The sequence below is a fragment of the Butyrivibrio sp. XPD2006 genome, assembly GCF_000420865.1.
Lineage (GTDB): Bacteria > Bacillota > Clostridia > Lachnospirales > Lachnospiraceae > Butyrivibrio.
In genome coordinates this window covers 362,948-379,859 of record NZ_ATVT01000002.1, presented here as the reverse complement: position 1 = coordinate 379,859, position 16,912 = coordinate 362,948, and the positions used below count along the sequence as shown (strand labels likewise).

Sequence of the window (16,912 nt, the reverse complement as noted above, 5' to 3'; positions counted from 1 at the left end):
CTGCATATGCAGGGCGCTTTTTTATGACCCCTAACCCCCGTCCCCAGGGCTCATTTCGGGTGGATCATGTTGCGATACTGGGTGGGTGTCATTCCCTTCTCTTTCTTGAAGAGCCTGGTAAAGTAAGTCATGTCGGTGATGCCGCAGACTGATGCAATGGTGTGGACGGGATAATCTGTGGTGTTGAGCATGAAGATTGCATGATCTATACGCTTTTTATTAACATAATTTGTAAAGGTGCTGCCTGTCTCCTTCTTGAAGAGGGATGACAGGTAGCTTTTATTAATGCCAAGTTCAAGAGCCGTACTCTGAAGTGTAAGATCAGGCTCTGACAGATACTGCGATATGTGGTTCATGACCTTTTGCATAACGGGAGAGAAGCCGGAGGTTGAATGCTGCTGAACCATCAGACAGTATTTCCTGAGTATCTCGCGGTGAACTTCCTTATCTTCGCCGGGAGCTGTCATGTTTTCGATACGGATTGCCATACGGCGGGACATCTCATCAAGATATACAGGGTGAACATTGCCTCTCTGGGCGGCTTTTCTGCAGAGCGTGTTAAAAACAAACAGGAAGTTTTTTCTGCTTCTGAGTGTGCTGGATGCTCTGTTGTCAAGACCACTGAAAGACTTATCGGTGCTGTAGTGCATGGCCTTGTCATAATCTCCTTTTGCGATGGCATCCATCATCTTTTCTTCCAGCACGTATCTGTGTTCCAATTGCTGGACCGTGCTCTCGTTGGAAGTGCTCTCTGCGCTGGAGAGATACTCAGTATTTTCTGAAGAGTCCTGCTTTAAGTATTCAATGCTGTAGTTGCTCGCTCCATATATCTTTTCCGCAACAGTCTCAATGAAATACTCCAGTGATGAAGTGTTATCCAGATAAGTGGTGGAGGAGTAGTACTGATTGATAAACTGTGTAAGTCCCTGTGGAATGCCATGCTTTTTGCATATATCCTGAGTCCTCTGTATACTCGGTATCTCAGTAAGATAAGGCCCGAGGATCATGGCAACAGGAAGCTCCTGTTCGGGAACAGGGATAAAGATATAGTGGCAGCTGTAAATGTCTTCGGCGAAGTATATGCTGTTGTTTTCGGCAAAAGACTCTGCGATGTCTTTTAAGGATACTGCTTCATTATCTCTTTTGCTCACAATGGTCTTTCTGAGCCCCATATCAATTTCATCCGAAAGGGGCTCGCTCAGATTGGCAATATGAGTAGGAATCCCCATTTTATCGAAAAAACTCTTGGTAAACTCCAAAAATGCGTTCTGCATATTCTCTCCTAATAAAACAATATTTGTAAAATATAGTACTAAATTTATTATTTCGAAAGAACTGTAAATATAATACTACAATTAACAAATATTGTCATTGTTACGCTCCGCCCTCATGAGTATTATGAGAATACAAAAAAGTGCTCTGAACTGCAGCAGAGCATGAAAATCGTTAAAGGATAACGCGGAGGAAAAATAATGGGAAACAGTAAATACGATGTCGGAAACGGAATACACAGAGTTCCGACATGGCGAATTGCAGGATATGCGCTTAACAACACAGCAACAAATCTTTATTTATTTCTGATGAACTTCATCGCCTACTACATCACCGGATGGGTTGGCCTGGGAGTTGTTCTGGCAGGAAGCTTCTCAATGATCATGAGAGTCTGGGACGGAGTAACAGATCCGTTCATCGGTTACATCGTAGACAAGACAGACGGCAAGCTCGGTAAGAATCGTCCGTTTATGATAGCAGGAAATCTTATCCTTGCACTGGCAAGCTTTTTGATGTTCTTTGTAACACCTTCTCTTCCTGAAGGCGCACCGAGGATATTCTTCTTTATCCTTATCAACGCCATCTACTACATTGGTTACACTTTCCAGTGTGTAGTTACAAAGTCAGCTCAGTCATGTGTTACAAACGATCCCAAGCAGAGACCTTTGTTCACAGTATTTGATGCAATCTACAATATGATCCTTTTCACAGGCGGACAGGTTTTCGTTTCATCATACCTTGCACCTAAGTACCACGGTCTTGGAAAAGACATTGCGATGTTCCATGAGTTCTGGGCAATCGTTGCACTTATCTCAGCAGTATTCACAGCTATCGCAGTAATCTCAATCTGGCCTAAGGACAGAACAGAATACTTCGGAACAGGTAAGGCACAGAAGATCACCTTCAAGGATTACTTCGAAGTTATCAAGAACAACAAGGCTATTCAGATGCTGGTTGTTTCAGCTTCAACAGATAAGCTCGGTACAGCAGCAAGAACATCTACAGTTACACTTATCATGTACGCTATCGTAGCAGGTAACTACGCTCTTTCAGGCGGCTTCCAGATCTATACAACCATCGGTAATGTCCTGTTCATCATCCTTGGTGTCGGCGTGATCGCAACCAAGTTCGGACAGAAAAAAGCAATGGTTATAAGCAGCTGGATAGCTCTTATCGGAAACGTACTGATGATGCTTCTTTGGGGCTTTGGAGATCCTACAACACTCAACCTTCCCGGCTATGAGGGATTCACAGGATTCAGCTTCTTTACAGTAGCTCTTTTCATCCTGACAGTTGTAGCAGGCGGATTCCAGCAGGTAAGTTCAAACATTGTTATCCCTATGACTGCTGACTGCGCAGATTATGAGACATACAGATCAGGCCGTTACGTTCCCGGACTTATGGGTACACTCTTTAGTTTTGTAGATAAGCTTGTTTCATCACTGGCACCTTTCGTAGCAAGCCTCTGTCTTGCAGCTATCGGATTTACAACAGTAATGCCTGACGTTGATACACCTTATACACCTCAGCTCAAGGTAGTGGGAATCTTCCTTATGTACGGACTTGTTTCAATAGGTCTTTTGGCAAACGTTATTGCTATGAAGTACTATCCGCTTACCGCTGAGAAGATGGAAGAAGTAAGAGAAAAGATTTCTGAGATCAAGAATCAGAACGCATAAAGAAAGGAACGACAAATGAGAGTAATGAGCACAGAAAAAGATAAAAGACTCTGGGTCAGACTCGGAGAGAAATACTTTGAGCTAAAAGAAAAACTTGATGAGCCTAAGACTGTAAACAGAAAGAAATATCTCTGGCTCTGCGCTCTTTCAATTGTCGGCGCAAACCAGTTTTACGCCGGGCACTTTGCGAAAGGCGTGTTTTATCTGATCCTGTCATGGACAGGAATCTCGGTTGCCATGGGACTTTTGGACTGGATGACAGCAGTGCCCAAAGAAGCTGATGAACACGGAAACATAGAGATCTGAGAGGAGGAAGAAAGATGTTATATCCGATAATTACAGGCTCAAGAATGGTCATGGACCTTTCGGGAGTATGGGATTTTGCGCTGGATAACGGAAAAGGCTTTGATGAGAAGTGGTATGAGAAGCCGCTGGAGAATTCGATAACCATGCCTGTTCCCGCTTCATACAATGATCTTAAAGAGGGCGCTTCTTTAAGAGATCACTACGGTTTCGTTTTTTATCAGAAGAAGATTTCTGTTCCGAAGGCAGTGCGAGAGGGACAGAGAGTAGTGCTAAGGTGTGATGCAGTGACGCATCACGCCATAGTGTATTTAAACGGAAAAGAGCTTGTAAGGCATGAAGGCGGTTTTCTCCCCTTTGAAGTTGAGATCGGGGATGAGCTTACAGACGGTGAAAATCTCCTGACCATAGCTGTATCAAATATCATAGATTACACAACCCTTCCCGTGGGCGGAGATGCCCCTATGATGGGCGGACCAATGGCTTCGCTCGCAGGCACAGAGAAAAAGAAGACCAACAATCCAAACTTTGATTTCTTCAACTACTGTGGAATCACAAGACCCGTGCGCATCTACACTACTCCAATGAACTACATTAAGGACATATCTCTTTTGCCAAAGATAGAGGGCGAAAACGCAGAGCTGTCCTACAGCGTGGAAACGGTCGGAGAAGATGAGAAATGCCTTGTTGAGATCTATGATGAAGCAGGCGCAAAGGTCGGAGAGTGCAATGGTGCAACAGGAAAGATTGAGGTTAAGAACGTACACCTCTGGCAGCCTCTTAATGCATATCTCTACAACATAAAGATCACTTTCGGAGAGGATGTTTACGTGCTTCCTTACGGCTTCAGAACCGTTGAGGTAAAGGGCAAGCAGTTCCTCATTAACGGAAAGCCTTTCTATTTCAAGGGCTACGGCAAGCACGAGGATACCTTCCCCAACGGACGCGGAATCAACATTCCGATGTACATCAAGGATGTCACCCTTATGAAGTGGCAGGGAGCAAACAGCTTCAGATGCAGCCATTATCCCTACAGCGAAGAGATGATGCGCATCGCGGACAGAGAAGGTTTTGTTGTGATAGATGAGACCACTGCCGTTGGTATCAATTTTGATTTCGGCGGCGGCGCGAATTTCGGCGGACAAAAGGTTGGAACCTATGACAAGGAACATGGGGTAAAGACTTTTGAGCATCACAAGGATGTTATCCGCGACCTGATAAACAGAGATAAGAACTACGCATGCGTAGTCATGTGGAATATAGCAAACGAGCCGGATTCCTACTCAGAGGGGGCTTACGAATATTTCGAGCCTCTCTATAAGCTGGCAAAAGAGCTTGATCCGGAGAAAAGACCTTGTACCCTCACCAGCGTGCAGATGGCAGGCGGAACTGACAGAGACATTTCTGCAAAGCTTTCCGATGTTATCTGCCTGAACAGATACTATGGCTGGTACTATGCAGGGCCTGATCTGGAGGCGGCTGAGACAGCTCTCAGAAAAGAGCTTGAGCAGTGGAAAGAGCTTGGCAAGCCGCTTATGTTTACCGAGTACGGAGCTGATACGGTCATGGGGCTTCACGATACAACACCTGTGATGTTTACCGAGGAATATCAGGTCGAGTACTACAAAATGAACAACGCAGTCTTTGACGAGAATGATTTCGTTGTGGGTGAGCATGTCTGGAACTTTGCAGACTTTGCCACAAGTCAGAGCATCGTAAGAGTTCAGGGCAATAAGAAAGGTCTTTTCACAAGAGACCGCAAGCCCAAGCTGGCTGCGCATTACTTTAAAGACAGATGGACAAAGATTCCGGATTTCGGATACAAGAATTAAGAAAGAACGGTGGAATAATGGTAGATCTTAAGGCAAAGCCTTTTAATCTTGATGATAAGAAAATTAAATGGGTCGAGGATACGATTAAGGACATGACCATGGATGAAAAGATCGGTCAGCTCTTTATCAACCTCACTCTCAGAAGGAATGAGAAGACCCTGGATGAGCTTGTGAACAAGTATCATATCGGTGGCGTTCGCTGGCAGGGAGGAACTCTTGAGGAAGTCTATGAACAGAACAGATTTTTCCAGGAAAAGAGTAAGGTTCCTGTGCTGATTGCAGCAAACTGCGAGGCCGGTGGAAACGGAGCCGTAGGTGAGGGAACATTTGTGGCAACAGGTGCTGCCTGCGGAGCGAGTAAAACCCTTGATACAGTAAGAGATATGGCCAAGGTCGGCGCAGCAGAAGCCAAGGCTGTCGGCTGCAACTGGAGCTTTGCGCCGGTGTGCGATGTGGTATCCAACTGGAGAAATACGATTGTTAATACCAGAGGCTTTGGCAATGATCCGGAGGCTGTGGCAGAGAGATCCCTTGCCTACATGGAGGAGATGACAAAGGCAGGAATTGCCTGTGCTGCCAAGCACTTCCCCGGAGACGGAAGCGAGGAGAGAGATCAGCACCTTGTGATGGGCTGCAACGATCTGTCTGTTGATGAGTGGGATGCGTCCTTCGGAATGGTTTACAAGAAGCTTATAGATGCAGGACTTCCAAGCATCATGGTTGGTCACATTGCTCAGAGAGCTTATACAAAGAAGTTTAATCCTGATATTAAGGATGAGGACATTATGCCTGCTACTCTTTCACCTGAACTGCTTCAGGGACTCCTCAGAGGACAGCTTGGATTTAACGGACTTATCGTTACCGATGCTACTCATATGGCAGGACTTACGGCAGCAGCTGACAGAAAGAATGCAATGCAGAAGGTGATTGCGGCAGGCTGTGACATGATCCTGTTCTTTAATGATCCTGCAGAGGATATCGAGTATGTAAGAGAAGGAATTGAGGATGGCACGATCAGTGCAGAGAGACTTGATGATGCTCTTCACAGAATCCTTGGACTCAAGGCTCACCTTGACCTTGACGAGATGTCTTTTCCTAATAAAGACATGCTCTCGGTGGTGGGCTGTGATGAACACCACGCACTAGCAAGAAAGGCTGCGGATGAGAGTATCACTCTGGTAAAAGACACTCAGCATATTTTGCCGGTTACTCCTGCGGATAAAAAGAGAGTTGTGCTGTACTTTGTGGAGAGCGCACCTGTATCGCTGGCCGATGGTCCTGACCCTGCTAAGGCTCTTTTGGTAAAAGAGCTTGAGAAGGCGGGATTTGAAGTGAAGGCGTCGAAGGACTACTACGAATACGAGATGGAAGGCCCGTCGAAGTTTAACAGATTCAAGATGATGGAGCACGAAAACAGGGAAGAGTTCAAGAAAAACACAGATCTCGTGTTGTTTGTCATCAGCATGAAGGGCTATGCCAAGGAGAACAACACAAGGCTTACCTACTCGGTTTCACACTCCTGCGAGATTCCGTGGTTTGTACATGAGGTGCCCACGGTTGCAGTGTCGCTCAATTACACCAATCATCTCTTTGATGTGCCTATGATGAAGACTTTTATAAATGCTTACAGCGGAAGCGCTGAGTACATTGAGGCGCTGGTGGAGAAGCTCACCGGACAATCTGAGTTTAAGGGTGAGGCGAACGACCTTGTCTGGTGTGACAGATGGGATACAAGGCTTTGATGAAGGAAGGATATGTTATGTCCGGTTTGGATTTTGAAAAGAAACATGATCATATAGTCTGCATCGATTCGGACGGATGCGCCATGGATACCATGAACATCAAGCACTTCAGGTGCTTCGGTCCCTGCATGATCAGGGAGTGGGGGCTTGAGAAATGGGAAAAAGAGATCCTTGATAAGTGGAATGAGATCAATCTCTTTTCCATGACAAGAGGTATCAACAGGTTTAAGGGACTGGCGCTTTGCCTTTTGTATGTTGATGAGAATTTTACTGAGATTGAGGGAGTCAAGGCACTTAAGACCTGGAGCGATGATGCGCCGGAACTCAGTAACAATGCGGTTGCCAGGATGACTGAGGTTTCGCCTGTGTTTGGAAAAGCACTAAGCTGGAGTAAGAGCGTCAATGAATCGATTGAGCAGCTTCCCGAGGAAGAGATAAAGCCCTTTGACGGAGTGAAAGAGGCTTTTGATGCAATTTACGGAAAGTGCGACATCGCAGTTGTTTCCAGTGCTAACCCCGAGGCTGTAAGAGCTGAATGGGGGAGGTTCGGGCTTCTTGATATGGTTGATATCGTCTGCACCCAGGAGATGGGCTCAAAGAGCGCATGTCTTGGAATGATCAGAGACAAAGGGTATGAAGCCAATCATATTCTGATGATCGGAGATGCCCCCGGAGATCTTCAGGCTGCTTTGGAGAACGGAGTGTTCTTTTATCCGATCCTTGTAAGGCACGAAGCAGAGAGTTGGAGCAGGTTTAAGGATGAGGCGCTGAAGAAATTTGCATCAGATAACTACGCAGAATACGGCGCTCAAGTGATCGAAGAATTTAAACAGAACCTTGCCTGAATGGCCCCTGGGGTCAGGGTTGCGGTTCAGTTTTGGTCCCTGGGGACGGGGGTTAGGGGTCATTTTCATACAATTAGCTTGAAATGGCATGATTTTTCTGAAAATGACCCCTAACCCCCGTCCCCAGGGACCATTATGTCAGGGTTTTGAACTTCCATTTCCCTGAGTAGTATCTGACAACAGGAATAACACATCCGCAGGCCCAGGAAAATGGCGTTGAGATCCATATTCCGAGAGGCCCAAGGAAAGGCGCAGCCGCGTAGGCGAATATTATCTTGCCTGCAAGCTCGGTCATTCCGGCGACCATACAGGTGTTGACATCACCCGCGCCTTTTATTACGTTCTGATAACTCTGCATGATGGCGCAGATAAGATAGGCAACGCCTACGATTGAGAGGTACTGGGCACCTGTATTTAGAGCAATCGGATTGGCATCGGCATCCAGGAATATCCCAACGATGTAGTATCTGAATGTATAAGCACATATAGCAATTACAATGGCACTGAAGAACATGATTATTCGTGACTTCTTCAGTGCCTTTTCTATTCTGTCAAGATTGCCGATCCCGATGTTCTGGCCCGTGAAGACGCACAGTGCATTGCCGACGGAGAGGATCACCTGAATTGCCAGTGAATCAACCTTGTTCGCTGCAACATATCCCGCCATTACATCGCTGCCGAAAGAGTTGATAAGTCTCTGAACAGAGATTCCGCCAAGAGTGATGAGGGATGACTGAAAAGTCGAAGGCAGGGACGTTCTGATGATCAGAAGTGCGGTGTGCGCATCAGGCAGCAGGCTTCCGGTACCGTTAAAACCGAGGTCAGCTCTTTTCCTGATTATGATCACAAGGCAGATAAGGCCGGATACAAACTGGGAAATCACTGTTGCGTAGGCTGCACCGGCAACGCCCATACCGAGCTTCAGGATAAAGAAAAGGTCCAGTCCGATGTTGATAAAGGACGCGGCGATGAGGGCGTAGAGCGGAGTTTTGGAATCGCCAACGCTTCTGAGGATCGATGATGTGAGGTTGTAAAGGACAGTGCCGATAGAGAATACGAAGATGATCCTGATGTAAGTGACGGAGTACTCCAGCACGTTCTCCGGCACCTTCAGGAACACCAGGAATTTTCTTGAGAAGATGAACCCGGCAAAAGACATAACGGCTGCCAGAAGCAGCATGATATAACTCATGGAAATGATGGTGCTGCGCAGCTTTTCATAGTTTTTGCTGCCATAACACTGCGCGATGATAAGACCTCCGCCGGCGCCCATTCCAAGCGCTATGCAGAGCATCAGAAATGTCAAAAGGCCTGTTGCACCAACTCCTGCCAGGGCATCAGGTCCAAGGTATCTGGACACAATATAAGTATCCACCAGTGAGTACAACTGCTGGAAGATGCTTGAAATCAGCATTGGTACAGAAAAAGAAATGATGGCACCTATAATGCTGCCCTTTGTCATGTCTTTCATGAGGTTTCCTCTTTTGTTGGTGACTCTTATTTGGCGTAGACTACTGTCCCGCGATAAATTTGTTCTGGAGACAGTAGTGAATTACACTTTATCTGGTACAGGGCTACTGTCTCATGAGAATTTTAATTCGCAGACAGTAGTGTTTACTCAAACATAATGATCATAGCTACTGTCCCTGAACAAATCTCAATACCAGACAGTAGTATCCGATGAAAAAACAAAATAAGAATAAATAGCAAGACATATTCCAATTGGCATATTCTACTATTAAATAGTCTAAATCATTAACAGGTATCTTTTAGTTCATTCAGAATTGAAATCTTATAAAAAACGACCAAGTTAGCGTTAAACAATTATGTAAATTGGGGGCATCTGTTATCCTTGAATATATAAGAAATTCTATAAAGTTATTTGTTTAATTTACCGCGCCGGCAGGAGGCAAAAGAGCTATGATCATCAATTCAGATTTAACAATAATAACAGGCAAGGCAAGCGAGCAGGTTTTACATGCATTAGGACACTTAAAGAGAGATTTTGGTGAGTCATTGGGGACGTTACAGATTGACTCATTGCGTGCAATGAGTCAATCTGTAACGTCCCCGGTGACTCATCCGTTGACTCCAAAGCTTGTCCTGGAGAAAGACAATTCCCACGAAGCTGAAACCTACACACTCTCATGCGCAAATAATACCCTGACTATAACAGCCTCCGACGATCTTGGCTTCATCTACGGAATCTATGAGATAAGCAGACGCTTTCTAGGTATACAGCCGCTGTGGCTCTGGAATGACCAAAAGATCGAGAAGCGTAAGAGCGTTGAAATACCGGAAGGCTTCATCTACAGGGCACCAAGGCCAAGAGTCCGCTACCGTGGATGGTTCATCAACGACGAAGTTCTGTTGGCAAAATGGAGCATTGACGGAGATCCGGAAAAACCCTGGGAAATGGCCTTTGAGGCACTTCTGCGCCTGGGCGGAAATATGACCATTCCGGGAACGGACAAGAATTCAAGAAAGTACCGCAACCTCGCAACCAGGATGGGCCTGTATATAACGCACCATCACGCAGAGCCTCTTGGTGCAGAGATGTTTATCAGAGCCTATCCGGATCTAGAGCCCTCTTTTGCAAAGCACAGCGATCTCTTCATCGGACTTTGGAAGGACGCGATCAAGGAGCAGTCAGATAGCAACGTGATCTGGAACATTGGATTTAGAGGACAGGGAGATAAGCCCTTCTGGGCAGACGATCCAAGATATGACACGCCTGAGGCCAGAGGGGAACTCATGAGCCGCATTATCCGTATGCAGTACGACTTGGTCAAAGAAAACGACAAAGCCGCCGTCTGCTGCACAAACCTCTACGGAGAGATTATGGCGCTTTACCGAGACGGCTATCTTGAAATCCCTGAAGACGTCATAAGAATCTGGGCTGACAACGGCTATGGCAAGATGGTGTCACGAAGGCAAAACGACGATGACCCCAGGGTCTATGCACTTCCTACAGAAAGCGATAACGGAAGACACGGAATATACTACCACGTATCCTTCTACGATCTTCAGGCCGCAAACCACATGACCATGATGCCGAACTCTCCCTCTTTTATAAGAAAAGAGCTTACAGATTGCCTTTCCCACGGCGCAGAGGACTTTTGGGTCATTAATTGCTCGAACATCAAACCACACGTGTATTACCTTGATTTTGTGGCAAAACTCTGGCAGCAGGGTGACGCCAATGAAGCGCACTTTGCGCCGGATTACGCGAAGACGTACTACGGTCCTAATAATGCAGAGGCTGTTTCAAAGCTCTTTTCCCTGTGGCCCGAGTATTCGGTGAAATTCGGCCCTCACGAGGATAACAGAGCCGGTGAACAGTTCGCAAACCACATCACCAGGATGCTTGCAACGAACTTTGTTGTAGACAGAAATAGGCCTGCGCCACATCTTAATTGGGCCACAAGCGCTACCACCTTCCGCGATCAGATCATTTGGTATAAAGAGCTTGTGGAAGCGGCAGCTAACAACTATGAACAATATTTAAAACAATGTGAGACTACAGAAAAAGCTCTCTCCGATACAGGAAAAGAGCTTTTCAAAGATTCTCTGCTGATGCAGGTAAAATATCTGTACTATGGCTACCTCGGAGCAACCCTTGCCTGTGGGAGCATGCTCCTTGGACTTTCCGGAGAATACAAAAAAGCCTTCTATCAAGCCGGCCTCGCCCGTGAAGCCTTCCTCGCAGGAGACAAAGTTCAGCGGGAAAGAGAGCACGACAAGTGGCGGGGATTTTATGAGAATGATTGCGAAGCTGATATCAAACAGTCCGCATATGTTATGGAATACCTCATGTCTACCTTAAGGGCAATCGGTGACGGCCCTCATTACTGGGCCTGGCAGCGCGATGTGCAGGACAGCACAGAAGACAGGAAGGTGACGCTTCTTCTTAGCACCACCAATCACCTGAAAGATTCTGAATTGTTTGAGCTCATGAAACTGAGGAAGCTTTGATACTTAAGCTATAAGCTCCATGAAATTGACTCTGAACAAAAATTTCCTGATGATATCCTCGTAACGATCTGCGTCAGTAAGAATGTTACGGGTATGATCGGCGCCTTTAAATATGTGTGTTTCAGTGTAGCCTGTAGTTGCGCTTTCAAGTTCCATAGTATCTGATACAGGTACAACGCAGTCGCTGTCGCCTTGAATGAAGCATATCGGAACTGTATTACCGCCAAGGCTGTCTTTTGTAAAGATCTTTTTATAGGAGAATCCGAACATCAGCTTGAAAAAGATCACAGCCGGATCAAAAAGTACCGGTGATACATGTGCTATCTGCTGAGCAAGCTTGCAAAGAAGTGAATAAAGTGAGTTGTAGCAGCTGTCAGCGATTACAAAAGAGATATTGGGATGATACTTAAGAGCGGTAAGAGCAGTTACGCCTCCGAGGCATTCGCCGTGTACGCCGATCTTGATATCATCGCCGAAACGGTTAACAGTATCGTTTATTACACAGAGAAGATCCTTGCTTTCCTTGATACCCCATGTTGACGGAGACTTTTTGTTATCACCGTGACCGCGAAGATCAAAGAGAATACCGTTATAACCCATTTTCCTGAATATGTTAAAGTATTTGATTCCTCCGATCCTGCAGTAGGTTGATGAGTGAACCAGGATGACAAATCTTTTGGAGGGAACGGCTGAAGGAATATAAGTCGTATGAAGTTCATAACCGTCAAAAGATTTTATTATGTATTCTTCACTTTTCCAGTTCTTATAGCCATCAAGAAAATGTCTTTTGTTTTCTTTCTGATATGCCTTGATTGGATCGATGCACTTAACTATTCCCATTGATCTTGCGAATATTGCACAGACTAAAAGATATAAAACCACTAGTATTACTATGTTTGTTATTGCGATTACCATATAACGTTACTTCCTTCTAAAAAATCAAAATGTTTCTTTGCCGACAAAGTATAATATCACGAAATTTAAAAAATGCAAGTCCCGATTGTTGTCAATTTATCATTTAAAACTTGCCATATACAGACGAATTGAGGATAATAGCATCTATAGAATAATAGGACTAAAGGTAATTAAATGAAGAAGCATATTATTTGCGCTGTCTTGCTGGCATCACTCATGCTGTGCAGTTGTGGCAACGGTGATCAGCAGGGAAAAGATATTTCTGAAGAAGATAAGATTGCAGAACAGGCAGCCGATGAAGCTGCGGCCAAAGAGTCTTTTTCCTCAAATGACAATCTTGAATTCCTGCCGGAGAACCTGGCAGCGCTATATGAAAACAGAAAAGCGGTAACAACTCCGTCAGATTTTTTGGGAACATGGAACAGGACAGCGGTACACTCTTCATGTGAAGCAAGCATTGAGATTTCTGCCCCGGACGAAGATGGGTTTGAGTTCTCGGGAGAGTTTTATTATTATTCTCATTCAGGAGAAGTATCCGGAAAAGCCTATTTTGTTTCTGATGATGAAGCTGTTTTTAAGCAGTTTGATGAAGGCGACATCGATGGTGAACCGGCCTATATCGGATTCAAGCTCAATGAAGCTGCATTGTATGTGATCACTGATGGCTTTGTCGAAGGGCTGGGCATGAATGTCTCAGTGGATGGCGACTATATAGATGATGAGCCGTTTTACACTAATGCCAACATCATAGATGAGACATTTACGCAGGATGACCTCGATACCATGAAGGAGCTTCTGGGAGAAGATTCCTATCGTGACCTGTTCATAGCTGATACTGAAACAGGCGGTGTGACTACATCTCTTGTTAAGCTGACAGATGATTCCATCGCAAGGTATATAAGCTGCGTGGTTCCGACCATGGGCGGTTCTATGGGCTATGAAATGCTCATATCCGAAGACGGACACTATTACTTCCTTCATGAGACAGATATCTTCGTTACCAATGATACCGATTATGAAGACTGGAAACTTCCCGACTATACTGCGCTGGAAGATGAGGAAGCCGATGCGGATATGTCTCCGTTTATCCTGTGGGAATATGTAGGATATCTTGATGAATGTGAGGGATATATCTGGCGGGAAGAATTCATGGACTGCGATTATGATGGTGACAGTCTGTATGACAGGGTAAACAGAAGCTGGAATGAGCAGGAGGAGACTGCAGTTTATACGATAGAATTTGGAAATGGCGACAAACTGGTCACTCCAATAGGATGGGAGACGGGTTTCCCGCATGTACAGAGCGGTGACCTTGACGGAGATGGGGTAAAAGAGATCCTTGTAACCCTTACATATGACACCAGCACAGACCCCTTATCCTTTGGCGATATGTGGCTGTTTGATAAAGATTCTTCCGGAAAATACAACGAGGCAGAGCTGCCTCTTGCAAAGGGAGAAAACGGTGCAAAGTGTCTTACGATAAACTACGAAGAGCCGGATGGATGTGTCATCAGATACTCAATCCGGGAAGCCGGTCTTACAAGAAGCGAGGATGTGGGAGATGACTATGTAAACTACTGGTGGACAGAGGATGCAACAACCATGTTGAGAAGTGTTTACTGGGCGGAGATCATAGAAGGAACCAATCCGGCGATAAGATGCTATGTAGAGCCTCTTCCAAGAGGCGGTGCAAGCATGGGCTTTAATCTTTCATACAGAAACGGGAAATATGAAATAGGATATATGGAACTTGATTCTCCGGATGATTTTGGATAAGCCGGTTAACTTTCTATCCCAGCACACTGACCTTCTTACGGTAATCCCTGGGTGAGCAACCGTACTTCTCTGAGAACTTCCTGTAGAAGTAAGCGCTGTTCTCGTAGCCGATCTTCTCGATGATCTTCTCGGTGGTAAGTGTGGTGTTCTCCAGATAATATGCGGCTTGCTGGAGTTTACGTGTCTGCAGGAGCTGCTTGAAATTGCTCCCGGTGTGGCTCTTTAACAGGCGACTTAAATAAGCTGTTGAGTAGCCGGTGACAGATGCCAGCTCCTCAAGAGTTCCGTTCTTATAGTTGTGATCGATGTATTCAAGAGCGCTGATGGTGGTCTGCTGGCCCTTGGAGCCCATGTCTTTTAACGTATCCGAAGACAGCGCGGAGAGATTCATCAGTAAAAGATTCATCGTAGTATTTACAATCTGGTTCATGCCCTTGTGGCCTGAAGTGAGTGTCCAGATAAGATTTTCAACAAGATTATCCACAGCGATCATATCTTTTGTGTGATACAGAAGATAGTCGCTGTGATTTTTTTTCTCCGACAGCGAAGTGATGATGAAGTCGCGAAGCACGTTTTCGCGGTCGTAGGAGACATCGCTCCTGGAAAAGAACTCCGGGAGGATAATAATGTTTACCGCTATATCATCGCTGCTGCAGGGCATGATCTCGTGTCTGGTGTGGCGGTTCATCAGCAGGATATCGCCTTCTGATAAAAAGAGTGTATCGCCGTCCACAATCTTCGTGGTAAGATTCCCCTTTATCATAACCAGCATTTCTATATAGTTGTGCCTGTGCACAGGAAAGTATGCAAACCTCGTGTGTGGGCGGATCGCAATAAGCTTACCCTTCTCAAGGAGCTTGGCGGCATCGATGACAAACTCATCCTCAGAGGTGTAAAGCTCTTTTGAAATAGCGCCGTTTTCTTTGAGGATACGCTCCTCTTCCTCAGTCATTTTGCTCAGGGTTTCAACAAGTTCTTTTCTCATAAAATCACCAATAAAAATTATGTCAAATAAGGTCCTGTTTTGGGAGAGATTTGGTCCTAGAAAGTCCCTCACATATCCCATATTATAGCATTGTTGACACTAAATGTATTGGAGTTTCGATATGAATAAATATTTTCTTGCAATTGACATAGGCGCATCCAGCGGACGCCACATAATCGGGTGGCTGGAAAACGGGCAGATGAAGCTTAAGGAAATGCACAGATTTGAGAACAGGCAGCTTCAGAGAAACGGGCATCTTGTGTGGGATACAGATAATCTTTGGAGCGGGATCATAGACGGACTTAAGGCCTGCAAGGCTCAGGGCATGATTCCTGAAGCCATCGGAATCGACACCTGGGGCGTTGACTACGTGCTCCTTGATGAAGACGGGGAGATGCTTGGTGATGCGGTTGCTTACAGGGACCTTCGAACAGAGGGCATTGAGGAAGAGGTTTTTTCCCTGATCGGTGAAAAAGAGCTTTATGAGAGGACAGGAATTCAGAAGCAGCCCTTCAACACGATATATCAGCTGATGGCTCTTAAGAAAGAGAGCCCGGAGCTTTTAGAGAAGGCTAAGGCTCTTTTGATGATGCCTGATTACCTGGGCTACAGGCTGACAGGCGTGCGCAGGCAGGAATACACCAACGCCACGACATCAAACCTTGTAAATGCAGCAGGCAAGACCTGGGATATGGAAGTTATCAAGAGGCTGGGACTTCCCGAGAGACTCTTTGGGGAGCTTTCGATGCCCGGCACAACAGTCGGTAATCTGGCAAAAGACATACAGGAAGAAGTCGGATTTGATGCAAAGGTGATCCTTCCCGCAACCCACGATACTGGCTCAGCATTCCTCGCAGTTCCTGCAAGGGATGACTCATCGGTGTTCTTATCAAGCGGAACCTGGAGCCTTTTGGGACTTGAGAACAAAGAGCCTATAACAAGCGAAAGCGCAAGGCAGTCAAACCTCACCAACGAGGGCGGAGCCTGGTACAGATACAGATTCCTTAAAAACATCATGGGACTGTGGATCATTCAGTCCATCAGGCGTGAGCTTAACGGCACTGAGTACGTGGAAGGCAGAAAGAGCAAGTACGCAGACGGCAGGAATTACAGCTTCCCGGACCTCATCGAAGAGGCAAGGAAATGTGCGGACTTCGGGGCAGAGATAAATGTAAATGATGATGCATTTCTTTCGCCCGAGAGCATGATCGATGCCATCAAAGAACACTGCAGAGAGCATGGACAGCCGGTTCCGGAGAAAGTGGGAGAAATCATGCAATGTGTCTATCGCGGACTTGCAAAATGCTACGCGGACACCATACAGGAAATTTCCGCCATCACAGGAAAAGAGATAACTTCAGTGAATATAATCGGCGGAGGATGCCAGGATGCCTACCTTAACGAGATGACGGCAAAGGCGACAGGTCTTAAAGTCTATGCCGGACCCATCGAAGGAACGGCCATCGGAAATATTGCCATTTTGATGATCGCATCAGGAGAGCTTCCTGATCTTAAGGCAGCCAGAGATGTGATCTATGACAGTTTTGAGATTAAGGAATTCAGAGCATAAAACTATTTAAACGGAGGA

Annotated in this window: 12 protein-coding genes; 8 read left to right on the top strand and 4 right to left on the bottom strand. The window is 45.8% G+C overall.

The genetic code is table 11. The features are described 5' to 3' along the window. Positions 1-50 precede the first annotated feature (50 nt). On the bottom strand, positions 51-1,274 hold the full coding sequence (locus G590_RS0103545) for a helix-turn-helix domain-containing protein (protein WP_022764301.1): 1,224 nt from the start codon (positions 1,272-1,274) through the stop codon (positions 51-53). Between the two features lie 198 nt (positions 1,275-1,472). Between G590_RS0103545 and G590_RS0103540 the strand changes: the two genes are divergently transcribed. From G590_RS0103540 to G590_RS0103520, 5 genes are read left to right on the top strand one after another with little or no spacing between them, the layout of a single operon-like run. Further along, positions 1,473-2,951, top strand: a complete 1,479-nt coding sequence (locus G590_RS0103540; RefSeq protein ID WP_022764300.1) for an MFS transporter — start codon at positions 1,473-1,475, stop codon at positions 2,949-2,951. Between the two features lie 15 nt (positions 2,952-2,966). Further along, entirely contained in the window at positions 2,967-3,257 is a 291-nt protein-coding gene (locus G590_RS18305) for a hypothetical protein (RefSeq protein WP_022764299.1), read from the top strand. Positions 3,258-3,271: 14 nt separating this feature from the next. Continuing rightward, positions 3,272-5,086 carry a beta-glucuronidase gene (uidA, locus tag G590_RS0103530; RefSeq protein ID WP_022764298.1) on the top strand — a complete coding sequence of 605 codons (1,815 nt, stop codon included), beginning with the start codon at positions 3,272-3,274 and terminating at the stop codon, positions 5,084-5,086. A gap of 17 nt (positions 5,087-5,103) precedes the next feature. Then, on the top strand, positions 5,104-6,828 hold the full coding sequence (locus G590_RS0103525; RefSeq protein WP_022764297.1) for a glycoside hydrolase family 3 protein: 1,725 nt from the start codon (positions 5,104-5,106) through the stop codon (positions 6,826-6,828). Between the two features lie 17 nt (positions 6,829-6,845). Next, the gene (locus G590_RS0103520; RefSeq protein ID WP_026493895.1) at positions 6,846-7,673 is read left to right on the top strand and encodes an HAD family hydrolase; all 828 of its coding nucleotides are present in this window, start codon (positions 6,846-6,848) and stop codon (positions 7,671-7,673) included. Positions 7,674-7,806: 133 nt separating this feature from the next. Here G590_RS0103520 and G590_RS0103515 read toward each other — a convergent pair whose 3' ends face one another. After that, a complete protein-coding gene (locus G590_RS0103515) occupies positions 7,807-9,144 on the bottom strand; it encodes an MATE family efflux transporter (RefSeq protein ID WP_022764295.1) in 1,338 nt (445 codons plus the stop codon). 449 nt (positions 9,145-9,593) lie between these two features. Here G590_RS0103515 and G590_RS18300 point away from each other — a divergent pair, with 449 nt between their 5' ends. Beyond that, positions 9,594-11,648 (top strand): glycosyl hydrolase 115 family protein, encoded by a 2,055-nt coding sequence (locus G590_RS18300; RefSeq protein WP_022764294.1) that lies wholly within the window; start codon positions 9,594-9,596, stop codon positions 11,646-11,648. A 3-nt stretch (positions 11,649-11,651) separates the two neighbouring features. On the opposite strand, the gene G590_RS0103505 is transcribed toward G590_RS18300, so the two are convergent. Continuing rightward, on the bottom strand, positions 11,652-12,563 hold the full coding sequence (locus G590_RS0103505; RefSeq protein WP_022764293.1) for an alpha/beta hydrolase: 912 nt from the start codon (positions 12,561-12,563) through the stop codon (positions 11,652-11,654). 174 nt (positions 12,564-12,737) lie between these two features. On the opposite strand from G590_RS0103505, the gene G590_RS0103500 reads away from it, so the two are divergent. Beyond that, the gene (locus G590_RS0103500) at positions 12,738-14,339 is read left to right on the top strand and encodes a hypothetical protein (RefSeq protein WP_022764292.1); all 1,602 of its coding nucleotides are present in this window, start codon (positions 12,738-12,740) and stop codon (positions 14,337-14,339) included. A 13-nt stretch (positions 14,340-14,352) separates the two neighbouring features. On the opposite strand, the gene G590_RS0103495 is transcribed toward G590_RS0103500, so the two are convergent. Then, on the bottom strand, positions 14,353-15,324 hold the full coding sequence (locus tag G590_RS0103495; RefSeq protein ID WP_022764291.1) for an AraC family transcriptional regulator: 972 nt from the start codon (positions 15,322-15,324) through the stop codon (positions 14,353-14,355). Positions 15,325-15,445: 121 nt separating this feature from the next. Between G590_RS0103495 and rhaB the strand changes: the two genes are divergently transcribed. After that, positions 15,446-16,894, top strand: coding sequence for a rhamnulokinase (rhaB, locus tag G590_RS0103490; RefSeq protein ID WP_022764290.1), 1,449 nt, complete (start codon positions 15,446-15,448; stop codon positions 16,892-16,894). The last annotated feature ends 18 nt before the right edge of the window (positions 16,895-16,912 follow it).